The organism is Sorangium sp. So ce1335 (assembly GCF_051521615.1).
GTDB lineage: Bacteria > Myxococcota_A > Polyangia > Polyangiales > Polyangiaceae > Sorangium.
This window is the reverse complement of record NZ_CP150363.1, coordinates 516044-531957: the sequence shown is the minus strand read 5'-3', so window position 1 is coordinate 531957 and position 15914 is coordinate 516044. Positions and strand designations below refer to the sequence as shown.

Sequence of the window (15914 nt, the reverse complement as noted above, 5' to 3'; positions counted from 1 at the left end):
CCCACCGCCCATGATCCCCTCGAAATCGCACGCACCCCGCGCGCTCCGCCGCGCCCGCCTCGCCCTCGCCTCGGTCGTCCTCGCCTCGGCCGCCCTGCTCGCGCCCGCGGGCGCTGCTGCGCAGGGCGCGGGCGGCGATCCGACCCTCGCCCAGACGCTGTTCGAGGAGGGGCGCCGCCTGATGGAGGCGAAGTCGTACGCGGAGGCGTGCCCCAAGCTGGCGGAGAGCCAGCGCCTGCGTCCCGGCACGGGCACGCTGCTCAACCTGGCGCTGTGCAACGAGGCGCTCGGCAGGACGGCGACGGCGTGGGGGCAGTTCAAGGAGGCGCTCTTCGCCTCGAAGAAGGAGGGCAACGCGGCGCGCGAGGCGTTCGCGCAGGAGCACATCAGCGCCCTGGAGCCGCGGCTGTCGAAGATCCAGCTCAACGCCGAGAGCACGCCCGGCCTGCTGATCCGCGTCGGCGGCAGCGACATCCCCGCCGCGGCGCTCGGCACGCCGATCCCGATCGACCCGGGCACGCACCAGGTCGAGGCGACCGCGCAGGGCTACGCTGTCTGGTCGACGACCGTGCAGGTCGGCGACAGCGCCGACCTGAAGACGATCGCCATCCCGAAGCTCCAGCCCGCGCCCGCCCCCGAGAAGGCCGCCGCCCCGCAGGGGCCGGCGGTGGGCGGCGCCGACAGCGGCGGCAGCAGCGGCGGCGAGGGCCTGCGCACCGCGGGCTTCGTGATCGGCGGCGCCGGCGTCGCGGTGCTCGGCGTCGGCGCCGTGTTCGGGGCCCTCGCGTCGGGCCAGGCGAGCGACGCGGAGAAGGACCCGGCGCTCTGCCCGAACAAGCAGTGCACGCCCCTGGGCCGCGAGGAGATCGACGCGGCGGAGACCAAGGCGCTCCTGTCCACCATCGGCTTTGGCGTGGGGATCGCCGCGCTCGGCGCGGGCGCGATCCTCGTGCTGACCTCGGGCCCGTCGAGGACGGAAGGTGCGCGCGCCGCGAGCGGCCGGGTGCAGGCGCGCGTCGTGCCGCTCATCGCCCCGGACGGCGGCGGCGTCGGGGTGCTCGGCAAGTTCTAGCGCGGCGCGCTCCGCGTCGGGCGCGGCGGTGGACGTGACGTGGACATGAAGAAGAATAAACCGCCAAGACGCCAAGGACGCCAAGGGGAGAGAAGAAGAGAAGAGGCTCGATAGAAGAGCGCTCATCTCCTCTTCTCTCTGCTTCTCTCCTCTCCTCTTCTCTTGGCGCTCCTGGCGCCTTGGCGGTTTACTCTCTTCTCGTCCTTCTCGTCCGATTGCGCATCACGAGCGCGTCGCTCGGTAGAAGACGGTCACCGACGCGTCAATCAGGGCGTGTCCTCACGTGACATCCGCGCCGGCGGGCGCTCGCTTATGTCTCGATGGATGACGACGGTCCGTTCGTTGAGACGTCTCTCACGGCGAGGCTCAGAGGCTGCAAGGGCGACGTGCTGGAGCGCTGGGCGCGCCGGGTGCTCGAGGATCCGAGGGCGCCGACGGCGCCGACGGCGCAGCGGCCGGCGAAGCCCGTGCTCGCGCGCGCGGTCCCGGAGCTCTTCGACGATCTCGTCGAGGCGCTGGCGGCGAGCCGGCGCGCCGGGCAGGGCGGCGGCGAGGACGCGGAGCTCCTCGGCGCCTCCGCGCGGGTCGGGGAGCACGCGCGCCTCTGCGCCGCGCAGGGGCGCTGCATCGTCGCGGCGCTGCGGGAGCTGTCGCACCTCCGGGCGACGCTGATCGAGGTCTGCGCCGAGCAGGGAATCTCGCTCGGGGTGAGCGAGGCGCAGGTCCTCCACGCGGTCCTCGACGCGAGCATGTGGGCGAGCGCGCTCGAGATCGAGGCGGCGACGCGCGCCGCGCTCGAGGACAGCGGCGCGCGGCTGCGGCTCGCCACGCGCGCCGGCGGCGTGGGGGTGTGGGACTACGACACCGTGACCGGCGCGCTGCGCTGGGACGAGCGCACCCGGGAGGTGGCCGGGCTCGATCGGGAGTCAGAGGTCCGGTACGACCTCTTCCTCTCGTCGATCCACCCGGACGATCGCGCGCGCGTCGAGGCGGCCGTGCGGCGCGCGCAGACCCCGGAGAGCGGCGGCGAGTACAGCGTCGAGTACCGCACCGTGGGGCTCTGCGACGGGGTGGAGCGCTGGATCGCGGTGCAGGGGCGCACGTTCTTCGACGCCGCGGGGCGCAGCGTCCGGATGATCGGCACGGTGATCGACATCACCGAGCGCAAGCGGGTGGAGGTGGCGCGGCGCGAGGAGCTCGTGCTTCGCGATCGGTTCATGGCGGCGCTCAGCCATTACCTGAACACGCCGCTGACCTCGGTCACGCTGGCGGCCAGCGTGCTTTCGCACCACGGCAACCTGACGCCGCGCCAGGCGAGGAACGTCGAGCGGATCGCGGCGAGCGCGCGACGCATGGCGCGGACCATCAACGACCTGCTCGACCTGACGCGGAGCCGCTGCGGCGGCGGCGGCATCCCGATCGCGCCGAGGCCGGAGGACCTCCACGCGCTCTGCAAGAGCGCGATCGACGAGCTCGGGGCGGCGCACCCGGACGTGCCGATCCGGCTCGACCTCGTGGGGAGCGGCGCCGGGCTCTGGGACCCCGAGCGCATCGCGCAGATGGTGACGAACCTCGTGCAGAACGCGCTCGATCACGCCGACCCGGGCAGCGCCGTCGGGGTGACCGTGCGCCCGCGCGGGCACGGCGGGCGCGGGGGGCGCGGGGACGAGATCCTGATCGAGGTGCACAACGACGGGCCGGCGATCGCGCCGGAGCTGCTGGAGACGCTGTTCGACCCGTTCCAGAAGGCGCCCGCGGGAGGCAGGACGAGCACGGGGCGCGGGCTGGGGCTCGGGCTGTTCGTCGCGCAGCAGATAGCGCGGGCGCACGGCGGGGGGATCGAGGTGGAGAGCAAGGCGGCGCGGGGGACGACGTTCACGGCGAGGCTGCCGCGGCGGGCGGAGGCGGGGGGGAGCTGAGGGACCGAGGACGCTGGCGAGGTAGTGCGATTGCGTTCGGGGCGCGTTCGCAATAATTCGTGATAAGCGCGATCACGTCGAAGTGACCCGCTCCGCGCACGCGATGGCCCCGGCGCCGTGATCCGCGCCTCCCGGATCTCCTTCATCCCCTCCCCACCCCGCCGTATCCTCCTCGCTGGAGGCGCTCCATGCCGACCGCGACGAGATCCCAGAACGCCACGCTCACGGGCGCGCTGCCGCTCGACAGGCCCACGGAGGAGCGGCCGCACCGGCTCTACGTGGCCACCTCGAACCACTGCAACCGCTCGTGCCCGTGGTGCTGCACGTGCTCGTCGCCCCGGGGGCAGACCTTCCTCGCCCTCGACCGCTACCGCGCGAGCTTCCCGGCCGAGGGCCCGTTCGAGGTGCAGCTCGAGGGCGGCGAGCCCACGATCCACCCATACTTCGACGAGATGGTGCGGCTCGCCCGCGCCGAGCGCCGGTGCGCGCGCGTCGTCGTCGTGACCAACGGGGTCGAGCTCCCGCGCGACCCGGCCGGGCTCGACGCCTGGCTGGAGAAGCTCGGCGAGCCCACCACGATAAAGCTCTCGGTCAACCACCACCTCCTCGAGCACGACAGCGGCCTTCTCGACCTCGCGCGCGCCCTGCGCGAGCGGCTCGCGGCGCTCGGCGGCGACCGCCAGCTCGTGCTGAACGTCCGGCTGCGCAGGACAGAGCCGGACGGCGACGCGTGGATCGTGCAGGCGGTGCGCGACGCGGGGCTCATCGAGCTCGCCAACGTCTTCCACCTGCAGCGCTACGGCTTCGCGCAGAAGCACGAGGACTGGGAAGAGCCCTTCCTCGTCGGCACCCACTTCACGATGCTCAACCCGGACGGCAGCGCCTTCGGCCCCGACCTCGTGGCGCGCTCCGACGCCATGCGGAGGCTGCCGTGAGCGCGCGCCCGTTCCGCGACGAATGGCGCCGCCTGAAGAGCCGCGCCTTCGACCTGACAGGCAACAGCACCGCCGGCGCGACGGTGCGCTTCGACCTGTGGGGTCGGCCTGTCGAGGTCTACCGCAACGCGAACTTCTCCATCTACAGCCGGCAGCCCTGCAACGCGAAGTGCCACTTCTGCGTCGAGGAGCTCAGGCCCGCGTCGCGCGGGCGGAGCCTCGCCGTGCAGAAGACCGTAGAGGACGACGACGGGCGCTACTTCGACGCCATGGCCGAATCCCTTGACGCGCTCCGGCCGCTCGATCCCACGGTGTCGATCACCGGCGGCGAGCCGAGCCACGATCCGCGGCTTCCCCGCATCCTCGCGATCGGCCAGGCGCGGCGCGGTCGCAAGCGGACGCTCACGACGAACGGCTCGGGGCTGCTCCAGGAGCGCGAGGGAAAGCGGGTGATCGACTGGATCGTCGACACGGGCGTCCAGCACCTCAACATCAGCCGCGCCCACCCCGATCACGACAAGAACGCGCGGCTCATGGTGATGAAGGACGGCCTGAGCGTCGACGAGCTCCGCCATGTCGTCGCTGCGGCAGCGGCGGGCGGGACGCGGGTGCGCCTCTCCTGCGTGCTCCTGGAGGGGCAGATCGACGCCGTGGAGCCCATCGTGGCCTATCTGCGGTTCGCGCAGTCGCTCGGCGTGGACAACGTGATCTTCCGGCAACTGATGAAGACCGACCCGACAGCGGTCGTCGAGAACCACGTCGTCAAGTACAGCGATCGCGCCCGCGTCCGGCTCGAGCCGATCCTCGACGCGCTGAGCGCCGACGCGCGGTTCTCGTTCGAGCGGCAGATCGTCGGCTATTACTACTATGTCGAGGTGTTCCGCTTCGAGAACATCGATGTCGTCTTCGAGGAGGCCGATCTCGCGCAGCTCGAGGAGACGAAGCGCTCGGGCCCGGGCATCGTCCACGAGCTCATCTTCCACCCGAACGCCCGGCTCGCCTCCACCTGGCAGCCCTGGGACGGCATCCTGGGCCCGCCGCCGCCAACGACGACAGCGCGCGCCGGGCTCGACGCGTCATGACGGCGCCCGTCATCCCCCTGCCCTACATCGGCCGGAACCTGCTCTTCCTCGAGGAGGTGCTGGACGAGCTCGAGGCGCGCGGCATCAAGGCCCCTCTGCTGTTCCGCGCGAGCGAGGTGGACAAGCTGGCTCGCCTCCTCGAGCACGGCACCGACCGCGCCGGGTACCCCGGAGAGCGGCCGTGGACCGACGGCCCGGATCAGGGGCGCCCGATCCGGCACGAGGACGTGATCTTCGCGACGACCGCCGACGAGATCCGGAGGGGAGAGCGGGAGCCCGAGCGGTCCACGTCGCTCAAGAAGTTCGCCGTCATCGGGCGGCCGCTGTTCGTGGCGCACGACGCCCGCTGCTTCGTGAAGCTGTGCGACAGGCAATACGAATACAGCGATCCAGCGCAGAAGCCGGCGGCGCTCCTCGCGCTGTTCCCGGTGACCCGGGTCGATCCGATCCAGGGCTGGTTCTCCGAGGAGGCCGGCCTCGCGTACCGCGCGCTCGTGCGCTCGATCCGCGGCGGCGCGATGGTCGAGGTGGGCTCGTGGAAGGGGCTCTCCACGGCCTACGTCGGGCGGCTCGCGGCGAGGAGCGGGGTCGCGCTCCATTGCGTCGACGCCTGGGAGGGATCGAGCGACGAATACGCCGCGCGGTACAGCGCCATGCTGGCCGCGGAGGACGTGCCCGGCGTGTTCAGGGCGAACATGGAGGCGCTCGGGATCCGGCCGATCGTCCACCGGTTGGCCTCCACGGACGCGGCGGCGCGCTTCGCCGAGGCGAGCCTGGATCTCGTCTTCCTCGACGGCTCGCACGATGAGGCGGCGGTGCTCGCGGACATCGAGGCCTGGTGGCCCAGGCTCAAGCCGGGCGCGATCCTGGCCGGCCATGATCACAACGAGGAGCACGCAGGCGTCACGGAGGCTGTCGCGCGGTTCACGGCGCGCGCTGGGCGCTCTATCGAGATCGGCGCGGACTCCGTGTGGTGGACGCGGCGGTGAGCCTTCGATGAGCAAGCGTCTCTTCGTGGCGACGGGCGCCTATTCGTGCGGCAAGACGACGACGCTCCGTCACCTCGCGTCCACGCGGGGCCACCGCGTGCACGGCGAGGCGCACCGGCGCGTGCTCGACGAGCTCGGCGCGCGCACCCACGGCCACCCGCCGGACGCGCCGTTTCGCCCGATCGACGCGCCGGAGCACGTCTGTCCCCTGTGCCGAAAGCGGGAGTTCGCCGCGCGGGTGCTGGAGACGCAGAAGGCGATCGAGGCGGAGGCGCGCAGCGGGGACTGGCTGGAGCGCGGCTACCTCGATCCGGTCGAGTACTACCTGCGCACGAGCGGAGAGGCGGAGTATCCGTGGCCGCCCGGCGAGCCCGCCTTCGAGCGCTATGCGCTCGTGTTCCTGTTCGCCGTGATGCCGGAGCTGCAGGCGCCGCGCTGGGGCAGGAGCCGGGAGGAGCGCGCCGCCGAGGCGGAGCGGATCAACCTGCGGCTCGGCGCGATGTACCGCGCGGCAGGCTTCGAGGTGGTCGACGTCGCCCCCGGCACGGTGGAGGAGCGGGCGGAGTTCCTGGCGAGCCGCATGGAGGTGGGCAATGCAAGGTGAGCAGCGCTTCGTGCTCCAAGGCGTCTCCTGGCAAACCTACGTCAGCTTGCGGGACGAGGTGGACACCCCCGGCCTGCGAATGACCTTCTGCGAGGGCACCCTGGAGCTGATGCGTCCGTCCGTCGAGCACGAAGCAGCGAAGAAAAGCATCGCCCGCCTGATCGAGATCTTCGCGCTGGAGCGCGATGTGCCGCTCTATGGCTACAGCTCGACGACGTTCCGCCAAGAAGCCAAGGCGCGCGGCCTCGAGCCCGACGAGTGTTACTGCGTGGGCGGCACGCTCAAGGAGTTCTCCGATATCGCGATCGAGGTGGTGCTGACGAGCGGTGGGCTCGACAAGCTGCCTGTCTATAGCGGGCTCGGCGTTCGCGAGGTCTGGTTCTGGGAGCGCGACGCTTTCCATCTCCATGTGCTGCGCGGCGAGAAATACGAGCCTCTCGCGGCCAGCGAGCTCGTTCCGGACCTGGATTTCGGCGCGCTCGCACGGTTCGTGCGCTGGCCGGACCAGCACGAGGCGGTCAAGGCGTTCCGCTCCTGGCTGCGGACCGGAAGCTGACCCCGGCGCCGGACCTCACAACCACATCAACGAGAAAGAGAATCGAACCACAGAGGCACAGAGGGCACAGAGGATGAGAAGAATATAAATCTCTCTTCTCTCCCTCTGTGCCCTCTGTGTCCTCTGTGGTTTTTCTCTCTTCCTTCCTACCGTCGCGCCAGCCGCCTCGCGCCGCGCCCCCCGGCGCTCACCCGTCCGCGAAGTCCTGAGCGAGCCGCACGTCCTTGAGCTCGGCGCCGAGCAGCTCGATCGCGGCCGTGACGAGCGGGTGGTCGGCCACGGCGCGGCGGGCGGCATCGACGCGCGCCTTGCGCTCGGCGGTCTCGACCTGCGCGAGCGACGGGCCGGCGCTGCCGCGGGTGATCGTCTCGAAGACGAGCTCGACGGGGCCGCCGAAATGGGATTGCAGGACGCGGGCGAGCATCTCGCGGGCCGCGGGCTCGGTGGCCTGGCCGGCCAGGAACGCGTTCGTCTCGTAGTAGCCGAGGGCGACCCGGGTCGGCGACAGCTCCAGCACGGCCGCGTGCTCGAGCACCGAGGCGAGCGCCGGCCGCAGCGCCCGGACCCCGGTGATCACCGCGCGCCAGGTGGCGAGGTCGGCGGCGCTCATCGACGGGGGCGGCGCGCTCGTCCTTGACACAGGGCCCGGCGCCGCGGGGGCCGCCGGGGCGCTCTGCGGACCCGCCGGGGCGCTCTGCGGCACGGAGTACAGCGCGCCGCGCGGCGAAGGAGGCGGCGCGCTGTCGGGGCGGTACGCCGGCGCGGCCGCCCCGTTCGCGTACGGCGCCTTCGCGAACGCCGGCGCGGCGCCGCCCGCGAAGGCCGGCGCGGCGCTGCCCGCGAAGGACGCCGCCGCGCCGTTCGCGCCCGCCGCGCCGTTCACAAGGGAGACGACGTTCGCCGCCGCGCCGTTCGCCGCCACGCCGCCGCTCGCCCTCGCCACCCCGCCCGGCGCCGGCGCGCCGTACGCAGCCGCCGCGCCGTTGGCTCGCGCCACGCCGCCCGCCGCCGTCACGCCGCCCGCCATGGCGACGGGGCCGTGCGCTGCCGCCGCGCCGTTCACCGCCGCGCCGTTCGCCCTCGCCGGCCCGCCCGCGCCCGGCGCACCGCTCGCGAACGCGACGCCGTTCGCCGCCGCGCCGTTCGCCCTCGCCGGCCCGCCCGCACCCGGCGCACCGCTCGCGAACGCGACACCGTGCGCCGCCGCGCCGTGCGCCGCCCCGCCGTTCGCCGCCCCGCCGAACGCAGGCGCCGCGCCCGCGCCGCGCCCATCCGCCCGCGCGTCCTCCGGCGCCGCCTCGGCCAGCGCCGCGCCGCGCCTCGGCGCAGCCGCGCCGCCGGACGGCGCGCCGGGCCGCTGCGGCCCGCGCTCCGGCGCGCCGCCGCCGCCACCACCGCCGCCGCCGCCGCCGTTCAGGCGCCGCTCGAGATCGCCGAGGCGGCGCAAGAGCTCGTCGATCGGCAAGAGCGGCGGCCGCCGCGCGAGGCGCACGAGCGCCATCTCGAGCGAGGCGCGCGGCTGGCCGCTCCGGACGATGTCGTCGAACGCGCGCGAGAAGCCCTGGTGCAGCCGCGTGAGGTCGTCCGCGTCCGCCCGCGCCGCGAGCGCGCGCGCGTCGGCGATCTCCTCGTCGGCGAGATCGAGCAGCGGCGCAGGGTCGTCGCAGACCTTGGCCACGACGAGGTCGCGCAGGTGCGCGAGGAAGTCGCGCGCCACGTGCGGCAGGTCGTACCCCTGCTGCGCGAGCTCGCCGACGATGCGCACGCACGCCGCCGGGTCGCCGTCCACGAGCGCCCCCGCGAGCCGGTGCAGCACGACGCGGTCGGCCACGCCGAGCACCTTCGCCACGCCCTCGGCCGTGATGCGATCGCCGCTCGTCCCCACCCACGCGATCACCTGGTCGAGCAGGCTCATCGCGTCGCGCATGCTCCCCGCCGCCTCGCGCGCGAGCGCGCTGAGCGCCGGATCGTCGGCGGGGATCTTCTCCTGCTCGAGCACCCAGCGGAGCCGCGCCGCGATCGACTGCGCGCTGATGAGCTTGAAGTCGTAGCGCTGGCACCGGCTCAGGATCGTGACAGGGACCTTGTGCACCTCCGTCGTCGCGAAGATGAACTTCACGTGCGGCGGCGGCTCCTCCAGGGTCTTCAGGAACGCGTTCCACGCCGCGTTCGAGAGCATGTGGACCTCGTCCACGATGAAGATCTTGAACCGGTCGCGCGCCGGCCGGTACGGCAGGCTCTCCTGGAGCTTGCGCACCTCGTCGACGCCGTTGTAGCTCGCGCCGTCGATCTCCTGGACGTCGACGTCCGCGCCCACCGTGATCTCGGTGCACGGCGCGCACGCCTGGCACGGCTTCGCCGTGGGGCCCTGCACGCAGTTCAGCGCCTTCGCGAGGATGCGGGCGCTCGTCGTCTTGCCGACGCCGCGGACGCCCGTGAACAGGAAGGCGTGCGCGACGCGATCGCGCGCGATGGCGTTGGCGAGCGTCGTGGAGACGTGCTCCTGGCCGACGAGATCCTCGAAGGACTGCGGGCGCCATTTCCGCGCGAGGACGACGTAGCTCATACGCTGCTCGACTAGCACCTTCTCGCGGGCGCGTCGCCGCGGCTGTGGCCGGCACCGGGCTCGCCCCGCATTCCGGAGAGTTTGCCAGACTTGCCGCGCCGAACGCACCCCGCTCCGTCACGGCCGTCTGCGCGGCCACCGCAGCGGGCAAGGTGCGCCAGGGAGCGCCAGGGAGCGCCAGGGAGTGCCTGGAGAGCCGGAAGGGTCCGCGGCGCCCTTGCCGCTCCCCTTGCCGCTTCCCTTCCCGCTCCCCTTCCCGGTTGCGGCCCGGCGCGGTTCACGGCATAGACCGCCGCCTGACCATGCAATTTCGCGGCGGAATGAACGAGCTCGTGCGCCAGGCGGCGCGCATGCAGCGCAAGATCGACCAGGTCAAGGGCGAGCTGAAGGACCGCGAGGTGAGCGCGACCGCCGCCGGCGACAAGGTAACCGTCGTCGTCACCTGCGAGGGCAAGCTGCGCCGGATCGACGTCGATCCCGCCTTCCTCCAGAGCGAGGGCCTGGAGATGGCGCTCGACTCCATCGTCGCGGCGACGAACTCGGCGCTCGACACGGCCGACAAGCTCGTCGAGAGCGAGATCGCCAAGGTCACCGGCGGCGTCAAGCTCCCCGGCATGCACACTTGATCGCGTTGCGTCCCCCGGCGTCGCCCCCCGGCTCCTCGAAGGTCCCGAACGGCGGCCGCGCCGCGCCCGCGCCCGGCTTCCGCAGCGCGCCCGGCGGCCTGCCCGCCCGGCTGTCGCGCGTCGCCCAGCTCCTCGCGCGCCTCCCCGGCGTCGGCGAGAAGACAGCCCAGCGCTTCGCCCTCTTCCTCGTGACCGCCGGCGAGGACACGGCGCGCGAGCTGGGCAGCGAGCTCGTGGAGCTCTGCGACCACATCCGGCCGTGCGCCCGGTGCGGCAACATCGCCGAGATCGGCGAGGACGGCCAGGCGCTCTGCGCCGTCTGCCTCGACACGCGGCGCGACGGCGCGCTGCTCTGCGTCGTCGCGCGCGTCCAGGACCTGCTCGCGATCGAGCGGAGCGGGGCGATGCGCGGGCGCTACTTCGTGCTCGGCCGGCTCCTCTCGCCGCTCGAGGGGGTCGGCGCCGAGGAGCTGCCGCTCGAGGCGCTCCGGGCGCGCGCGCGCGACCCGGAGCAGCCGGTGCGCGAGGTGCTCGTCGCCACGCCGCCGTCGGTGGACGGAGAGGCGACCGCGCTGCTCATCGCGCGCGAGCTCGGCGCCATGGGGATCCAGGTCACGCGCATCGCCAGCGGCGTGCCGCACGGGGGAGATCTGGAGTTCGCCGACCAGGTGACGCTGGGGCGAGCCATCGAAGGCCGGAAGAGCTTCGGCTAGAGAAACCGCGCCGACCGGCCCCCGGCGCGCCCGCGCCGGGCGGGCGGGCCTTCCGCATGCCGGGGCGCTCCATCATGCAGAGGTCGACATGTCCAACACCGCCATCACATCCGATCGGGCCCCGCGCGCCATCGGCCCCTACTCGCAGGCCGTAAGGGCCGGCGACCTCGTGTTCTGCAGCGGCCAGATCCCGATCGATCCCGCGACGGGCGAGCTCGTCGCCGGCGGGATCGACGCGCAGACCGCCCAGGTGATCAAGAACCTGAGCGAGGTGCTGTCCGCGGCCGGAGCGAGCTGGAACGACGTGGTGAAGACCACGATTTACCTCACGGACCTCGCCGATTTCGCCGTCGTCAACCAGGTGTACGGGGCGGCCGTCGGCGGCGTGCTGCCCGCACGGGCGACGGTGCAGGTGGCGGCGCTGCCCAAGGGCGCCGCCGTCGAGATCGAAGCTGTTGCCCATCTATCGCGATAATCGGGGGGCCGCGGCCGCGGCCCCCATCTCCAAAATGCCCCCGGGAGCCTCGACATGAGCACAAAGAACGAGAGCGAGAGCACGGAGCGGACCGCCAGCGCAGTTCCCGAAGCTGCGCGCGAGGGCGCCCCCGATGCAGAGAGCGCAGACAAGCCGCGCGCGCGGAGGGTCGTCCGCTCGGCCAGCACGTCCGTCGCGAGCAGGGCCGACGAGCCGGCCGAGGGCGCGCAGCCCGCGGGCGAGCGCCCCGCGGCCAGGGCCGCCGCCAAGGAGCCGCAGGGCTCGCTGCTGGACGTGATCGCGCCCCGCAAGCGGCCGGCGCTGGCCGACGCGCCGCCGCCGCCCACGAGCGAGGACGCCGCGCCGCCGCCCACCGCCGCGCCGCGCGTCGTGCGCGACTACCGCGCGCCACGGCCCGAGCGGCCGGCCGCCGCGGCCGGCGGGCCGAGGCCCGACCGCGGACCGCGCCCCGACCGCGGCCCGAGGCCCGACCGCGGGCCGCGCCCCGACCGCGGCCCGAGGCCCGACCGCGGGCCGAGGCCCGACCGCGGACCGCGGCCGGAGCGTGGACCCAGGGCGGAGGGAGCCGGCGCGGAGCAGGGCCCGAGGCTCGACCGCGGGCCGAGGCCCGACCGCGGACCGCGGCCGGAGCGGGGGCCCAGGCCCGACCGCGGACCGCGGCCCGTCGCCGAGGGCGGGCGGCCGCAGGGAGCGCGGGCGCAGGGGGGCGCCGAGGGACGAGCGCCCGCGGCGGCGAAGCCTCCGAGCCAGATGGTGACCGTCGTCGGGCAGGGCGCGACCGCGACGGTCGTGACCGGCAAGGACCCGCGGCAGCAGGGCCCGGCGAGGCCGGCGCACCTCCTGTTCGCGCTGCCGGCGGCCAAGGCGAAGCAGGTCGCGGCCTCGGACAAGCCGGCGCTCACGGCGCGCGAGGCGCTCAAGGCGCGCACCGCGAAGGCCAAGCAGGCCGCGCCGGCCGCGAAGAGCAAGGCCGAGGGCGGCGCGCGGCAGGAAGGCGGCGCGGCGGCGAAGGTCGACTTCGACGCCGAGGTGCTCGCGGCGGGCTGGGATCGGGCGCTCGAGGCGCTGCGGGCCGCGGGCGACGCCGCGCCGGCGCTCGTCGACGCGTGGCTCGGCGCCTCGAACGCCGAGGCGATCGCGGCGGCCGCCGAGGCGGAGGACGCCTCCGGCGCGGCGCGCAAGGCGGCGCGGCGCGCGCTCAACGTGCTGAAGTCGCGCGGGGCGGCGATCCCGACGCGCCCGCGCGTGGCGCGGCTCGCGGACGACCGCGCCGAGGTGCTCGAGGCGACGCTGATCCCGCCGGACTCGAGCGGGACCGAGGCGATCGCGATCACGAGCCGCGACACGAGCGGCCGCTACCGCATCGCGGAGGTGATCGTGCGCGAGGCGGTCGGCGTGCTCCACGCCGGCGCGGGGTGGCTCAGCGGCTCGCAGCTCAAGGAGGGCCGCGCGCGCGCGTACGACAACCTGGGCACGGCGCCCGTGCCCGTCCCCCTGGAGTGGGCGCGCCACCGGATCGCGGCCGCGAAGCGGCAGAACGCCGTGTCGGGGCAGGTCCTGCCGCTCGGGCTGGAGGGGTGCCGCGATCTCGTCGAGCCCGCGCCGGAGGCCGAGCCGCGGCACCCGGTCGCCGACCTCGAGGAGAGCCTGACGGACGAGCAGGTGACGGCGCACATCGCCGGCTCCGCCGCCCTCCACGAGGAGCCGGAGTTCCGGCACTGGCTGCCCGCGCGGCAGGCGCTCGACGAGCTCCTGCAGAAGGTCGGCCAGCGGCTCGGGGCCGCCGGGGCGCGCGACGCCGAGAAGGTGAACGTGGCGCTGCGGGAGGAGATCGAGCTCGCGACCGACAGGTTCTTCTCGCCCGAGGTGCGCACGCAGCTCGCGACGCGGATGCGGAGCAGCGCCGTCTCGCTGCGCGCGCGCAAGGGCGACGCGGCGGCCACCGCCGCCCTCGCCGTCGCGCGCGCGGTCAAGGAGGCGGGGCTCATCACCTCGCCGCCGCGCGAGATCCCGTTCCTGGCGGCGTTCTTCCAGAAGGCGCTCGGCGTGCTCGCGCAGCAGGGCGGCGGGCAGCTCCGGGTGCCGGTCCCGGCCGGCGCGGCCCCGAGCGCCGGGGGAGCCCCGGCGGGCGGCGAGGAGGCCCCCGCGGGCGATCAGGGCGCCGAGGCCCAGCCGCCGGCCGGCGGGTGATCGGCTGCGGGTGATCCGAGCGCTGACCCCGGCTGGCCGGTGATCCGGAGCGCTGGCTCGATGGGCCGGTGATCCGGAGCGCCGGGCCGGCCGGCGCCGGACAGACAAAGGACGAGAGGCGAGCGCCGGGTCTCCCCGGGGCTCGCCTCTCGGCTTCTTGTGCTGGCGGAGCTACTTCACGCGGATCTCGATGTCGCCGTTCTCGGTGAAGAGCGTGAGGTGGCCGCCGTCGCCGTCGCCCATCGTGTACGACGTGCCGGCGTCGTTCGCGGCGACCGCCCACGTCGAGGGCAGGCCCTGCTCGACGACGTCGCCGAGGAGCGTCTGCGCGGTCATCGTCCCGTCCACCCCGGCCGGCACCGAGAGCTCGATCTCGCCGTTGCCGCTCGAGATCGTGCCGTCCGTGTCGCTCCACGCGTCGAGGTCGACGAAGACGCTGCCGTTGTCGGTGGACACGTCGATCGCGCCGCGCGCGCCGACCACATCGACGCTGCCGTTGTCGCTGAGCACCGTGGTGCCGCGGGACGGGGCGCCGTCGAGGTCGACGTCGACGCTGCCGTTGTCCTGCTCCACGCGGAGCACGCCGTCGAAGTCGGCCGGCAGGACGACGCGGATGTCGGCGCCGAGGTAGCCCGAGGCGCCCGACGTCGTCTGGGTCGAGATGACGACGTCGCCGTCGATCTTCGCGGCGAGCCGGAGGTCGTTCTCCATCTCCGCCTTCGCGAGGCTGTTCTCGTCCTTCTTGCGCATCGTGAAGGGCGAGAAGGTGACGACGACATCGCTGACGTCCCCGGTGACGACCTCGACGTCACCGTTGTCGCTCACGATGCGGACGCTCTGGGTCGGGAGGTACTCGACGCGCGCGCTCTCGTCGCTGCCCTCGTAGCGGACGAGGGTCTCGGCGGTGATCGAGTTCTCGCCGGTGGTGATGGCGCACCCGGCCGTCGCCGCGGCGGACGTGGCGCAGATCAGGAAGCAGGCGATTCGAAGCGAGCGATTCATCATGGATTCCTCTCGGACTGAGTGTACGGCGGGCGAGGGTCGAGCCCCGTCCCACCGCGCAGGGAGCGTGCCAGGTTGCTCCTTGGACGCGCGCGCCGTGCGGACCATCAGGGATCGCAAGAATTCGACGCGGTCGGGTCGGCTGCGGGGCTCACGGTGCGTCCCAGGGGAGAGGTGCCGCACCGAGACCCACCTTCTTGCGGAAAGCGGCGTGAAGCGCGCGGGTCTGCGGGCCGGGAGCTCCGGCGCCGATGAGGTGCGCGTCAACGCGGACGACCGGAACGATCTCGCGGAGGCTCGAGGTGATGAACGCCTCCTCGGCCGCGAGGAGCCGGGCCATGGTGACGGGCTCGCAGCACACGGGAAGGCCGAGCTCGCCCGCGACCTCGATCACGTTGGCCCGGGTGATGCCGACGAGGATCCCAGCCTCCTTGGGCGGGGTGATCAGCACGGGTCCGGGGCCTTCCTCGCCCTCGTGCGCCGGGGGTCTCCGCTCCACGAGGAAGACGTTGGACGTCGTCCCTTCGACGACGTGGCCTGACGGGTCCAGGATGAGCGCCTCGTGCGCCCCGGCGGCCCGCGCCTCGCGAAGGGCGAGCAAGCTCTCGAGGTAGTTCGAGACCTTCGCCCCGGGCGCCGCGTCGCCGGCCCGCTGGGTGCGGATCGTGACGACCGCGATCCCGTCGCGGTAGAGCGCGCCCGGCAGCGGCTTCAGCGGCTCGACGAGGATGACGCGGAGGGGCGCGCCCGCGAGCGCGGGGTCGAGCCCGAGCGGGCCGCTGCCGCGGGTGAGCATCACGCGGACGTAGCTCTCGGTCGGCATGGCAGCCGCTGCGCCGGCCGAGGTCGCCGCGCCGGCCGAGGTCGCCGCGCCGGCCGAGCCCGCCGCGGCGCCGGGACCGCCGGCCGCATGGGCGGCCCGGACGAGCGCGCGCACCTCGCGCTCGAGCTCGTCGCGGGAGATCGGCAGGGCGATCGCGATCCGCGCGGCCGAGCGCTCGAGGCGGGCGAGGTGCTCCTCCAGGGCGAACGGCTCGCCGCCGTAGGTGCGGATGGTCTCGAAGACGCTATCGCCGTAGAGGAAGCCGCGGTCGTAGACAGAGACCCTGGCTTCCTCCGGCGGGAAGACGACACCGTCGATGCTGACAAGCCGCGTCACACGGC

14 protein-coding genes are annotated in these 15914 nt (G+C 73.8%); 11 read left to right on the top strand and 3 right to left on the bottom strand.

Annotation, left to right across the window (positions count from 1 at the left end; genetic code table 11):
* Positions 1-10: 10 nt before the first annotated feature.
* The 7 genes from WMF24_RS01850 to WMF24_RS01820 all read left to right on the top strand — a co-directional run bounded on the left by WMF24_RS01850 (position 11) and on the right by WMF24_RS01820 (position 7157).
* The gene (locus WMF24_RS01850) at positions 11-1072 is read left to right on the top strand and encodes a hypothetical protein (protein ID WP_437734613.1); all 1062 of its coding nucleotides are present in this window, start codon (positions 11-13) and stop codon (positions 1070-1072) included.
* 320 nt (positions 1073-1392) lie between these two features.
* Positions 1393-2991, top strand: a complete 1599-nt coding sequence (locus WMF24_RS01845) for an ATP-binding protein (RefSeq protein ID WP_437734612.1) — start codon at positions 1393-1395, stop codon at positions 2989-2991.
* A 188-nt stretch (positions 2992-3179) separates the two neighbouring features.
* The gene (locus tag WMF24_RS01840; protein WP_437734611.1) at positions 3180-3926 is read left to right on the top strand and encodes a radical SAM protein; all 747 of its coding nucleotides are present in this window, start codon (positions 3180-3182) and stop codon (positions 3924-3926) included.
* Complete coding sequence (locus WMF24_RS01835) at positions 3923-5008, top strand: radical SAM protein (RefSeq protein WP_437734610.1); 1086 nt, start codon at positions 3923-3925, stop codon at positions 5006-5008. The genes WMF24_RS01840 and WMF24_RS01835 overlap by 4 nt, the downstream gene beginning before the upstream one ends.
* The gene (locus WMF24_RS01830; protein WP_437734609.1) at positions 5005-5997 is read left to right on the top strand and encodes a class I SAM-dependent methyltransferase; all 993 of its coding nucleotides are present in this window, start codon (positions 5005-5007) and stop codon (positions 5995-5997) included. The genes WMF24_RS01835 and WMF24_RS01830 overlap by 4 nt, the downstream gene beginning before the upstream one ends.
* A gap of 7 nt (positions 5998-6004) precedes the next feature.
* A complete protein-coding gene (locus WMF24_RS01825; RefSeq protein ID WP_437734608.1) occupies positions 6005-6601 on the top strand; it encodes an ATP/GTP-binding protein in 597 nt (198 codons plus the stop codon).
* Positions 6591-7157 carry a Uma2 family endonuclease gene (locus WMF24_RS01820; protein WP_437734607.1) on the top strand — a complete coding sequence of 189 codons (567 nt, stop codon included), beginning with the start codon at positions 6591-6593 and terminating at the stop codon, positions 7155-7157. Before WMF24_RS01825 ends, WMF24_RS01820 begins: the two co-directional genes overlap by 11 nt.
* 187 nt (positions 7158-7344) lie before the next feature.
* Here WMF24_RS01820 and dnaX read toward each other — a convergent pair whose 3' ends face one another.
* Entirely contained in the window at positions 7345-9723 is a 2379-nt protein-coding gene (gene dnaX / locus WMF24_RS01815; RefSeq protein ID WP_437734606.1) for a DNA polymerase III subunit gamma/tau, read from the bottom strand.
* A 302-nt stretch (positions 9724-10025) separates the two neighbouring features.
* Between dnaX and WMF24_RS01810 the strand changes: the two genes are divergently transcribed.
* The 4 genes from WMF24_RS01810 (at position 10026) to WMF24_RS01795 (ending at position 13748) form a co-directional block, all read left to right on the top strand.
* The gene (locus tag WMF24_RS01810) at positions 10026-10349 is read left to right on the top strand and encodes a YbaB/EbfC family nucleoid-associated protein (RefSeq protein WP_437734605.1); all 324 of its coding nucleotides are present in this window, start codon (positions 10026-10028) and stop codon (positions 10347-10349) included.
* Positions 10350-10354: 5 nt separating this feature from the next.
* Positions 10355-11062 carry a recombination mediator RecR gene (gene recR, locus WMF24_RS01805; protein ID WP_437734604.1) on the top strand — a complete coding sequence of 236 codons (708 nt, stop codon included), beginning with the start codon at positions 10355-10357 and terminating at the stop codon, positions 11060-11062.
* Positions 11063-11150: 88 nt separating this feature from the next.
* Positions 11151-11537 (top strand): RidA family protein, encoded by a 387-nt coding sequence (locus tag WMF24_RS01800; protein ID WP_437734603.1) that lies wholly within the window; start codon positions 11151-11153, stop codon positions 11535-11537.
* 54 nt (positions 11538-11591) lie between these two features.
* Complete coding sequence (locus WMF24_RS01795) at positions 11592-13748, top strand: hypothetical protein (protein WP_437734602.1); 2157 nt, start codon at positions 11592-11594, stop codon at positions 13746-13748.
* Between the two features lie 171 nt (positions 13749-13919).
* Here the strand turns inward: WMF24_RS01795 and WMF24_RS01790 are convergent, their stop codons facing one another.
* Both WMF24_RS01790 and WMF24_RS01785 read right to left on the bottom strand, forming a co-directional pair.
* Positions 13920-14753, bottom strand: a complete 834-nt coding sequence (locus WMF24_RS01790; protein WP_437734601.1) for a hypothetical protein — start codon at positions 14751-14753, stop codon at positions 13920-13922.
* Between the two features lie 148 nt (positions 14754-14901).
* Positions 14902-15909 (bottom strand): aminotransferase class IV, encoded by a 1008-nt coding sequence (locus tag WMF24_RS01785; RefSeq protein WP_437734600.1) that lies wholly within the window; start codon positions 15907-15909, stop codon positions 14902-14904.
* Between the last annotated feature and the right edge of the window lie 5 nt (positions 15910-15914).

What these genes read in the sequence shown, in the direction of transcription:
- WMF24_RS01850 (WP_437734613.1), top strand. Translation starts at nt 11, where the DNA reads ATGATCCCCTCGAAATCGCACGCACCCCGCGCGCTCCGCCGCGCCCGC.
- WMF24_RS01845 (WP_437734612.1), top strand. Translation starts at nt 1,393, where the DNA reads ATGGATGACGACGGTCCGTTCGTTGAGACGTCTCTCACGGCGAGGCTC.
- WMF24_RS01840 (WP_437734611.1), top strand. Translation starts at nt 3,180, where the DNA reads ATGCCGACCGCGACGAGATCCCAGAACGCCACGCTCACGGGCGCGCTG.
- WMF24_RS01830 (WP_437734609.1), top strand. Translation starts at nt 5,005, where the DNA reads ATGACGGCGCCCGTCATCCCCCTGCCCTACATCGGCCGGAACCTGCTC.
- WMF24_RS01825 (WP_437734608.1), top strand. Translation starts at nt 6,005, where the DNA reads ATGAGCAAGCGTCTCTTCGTGGCGACGGGCGCCTATTCGTGCGGCAAG.
- WMF24_RS01820 (WP_437734607.1), top strand. Translation starts at nt 6,591, where the DNA reads ATGCAAGGTGAGCAGCGCTTCGTGCTCCAAGGCGTCTCCTGGCAAACC.
- dnaX (WP_437734606.1), bottom strand. Translation starts at nt 9,723, where the DNA reads ATGAGCTACGTCGTCCTCGCGCGGAAATGGCGCCCGCAGTCCTTCGAG.
- WMF24_RS01810 (WP_437734605.1), top strand. Translation starts at nt 10,026, where the DNA reads ATGCAATTTCGCGGCGGAATGAACGAGCTCGTGCGCCAGGCGGCGCGC.
- WMF24_RS01800 (WP_437734603.1), top strand. Translation starts at nt 11,151, where the DNA reads ATGTCCAACACCGCCATCACATCCGATCGGGCCCCGCGCGCCATCGGC.
- WMF24_RS01795 (WP_437734602.1), top strand. Translation starts at nt 11,592, where the DNA reads ATGAGCACAAAGAACGAGAGCGAGAGCACGGAGCGGACCGCCAGCGCA.
- WMF24_RS01790 (WP_437734601.1), bottom strand. Translation starts at nt 14,753, where the DNA reads ATGATGAATCGCTCGCTTCGAATCGCCTGCTTCCTGATCTGCGCCACG.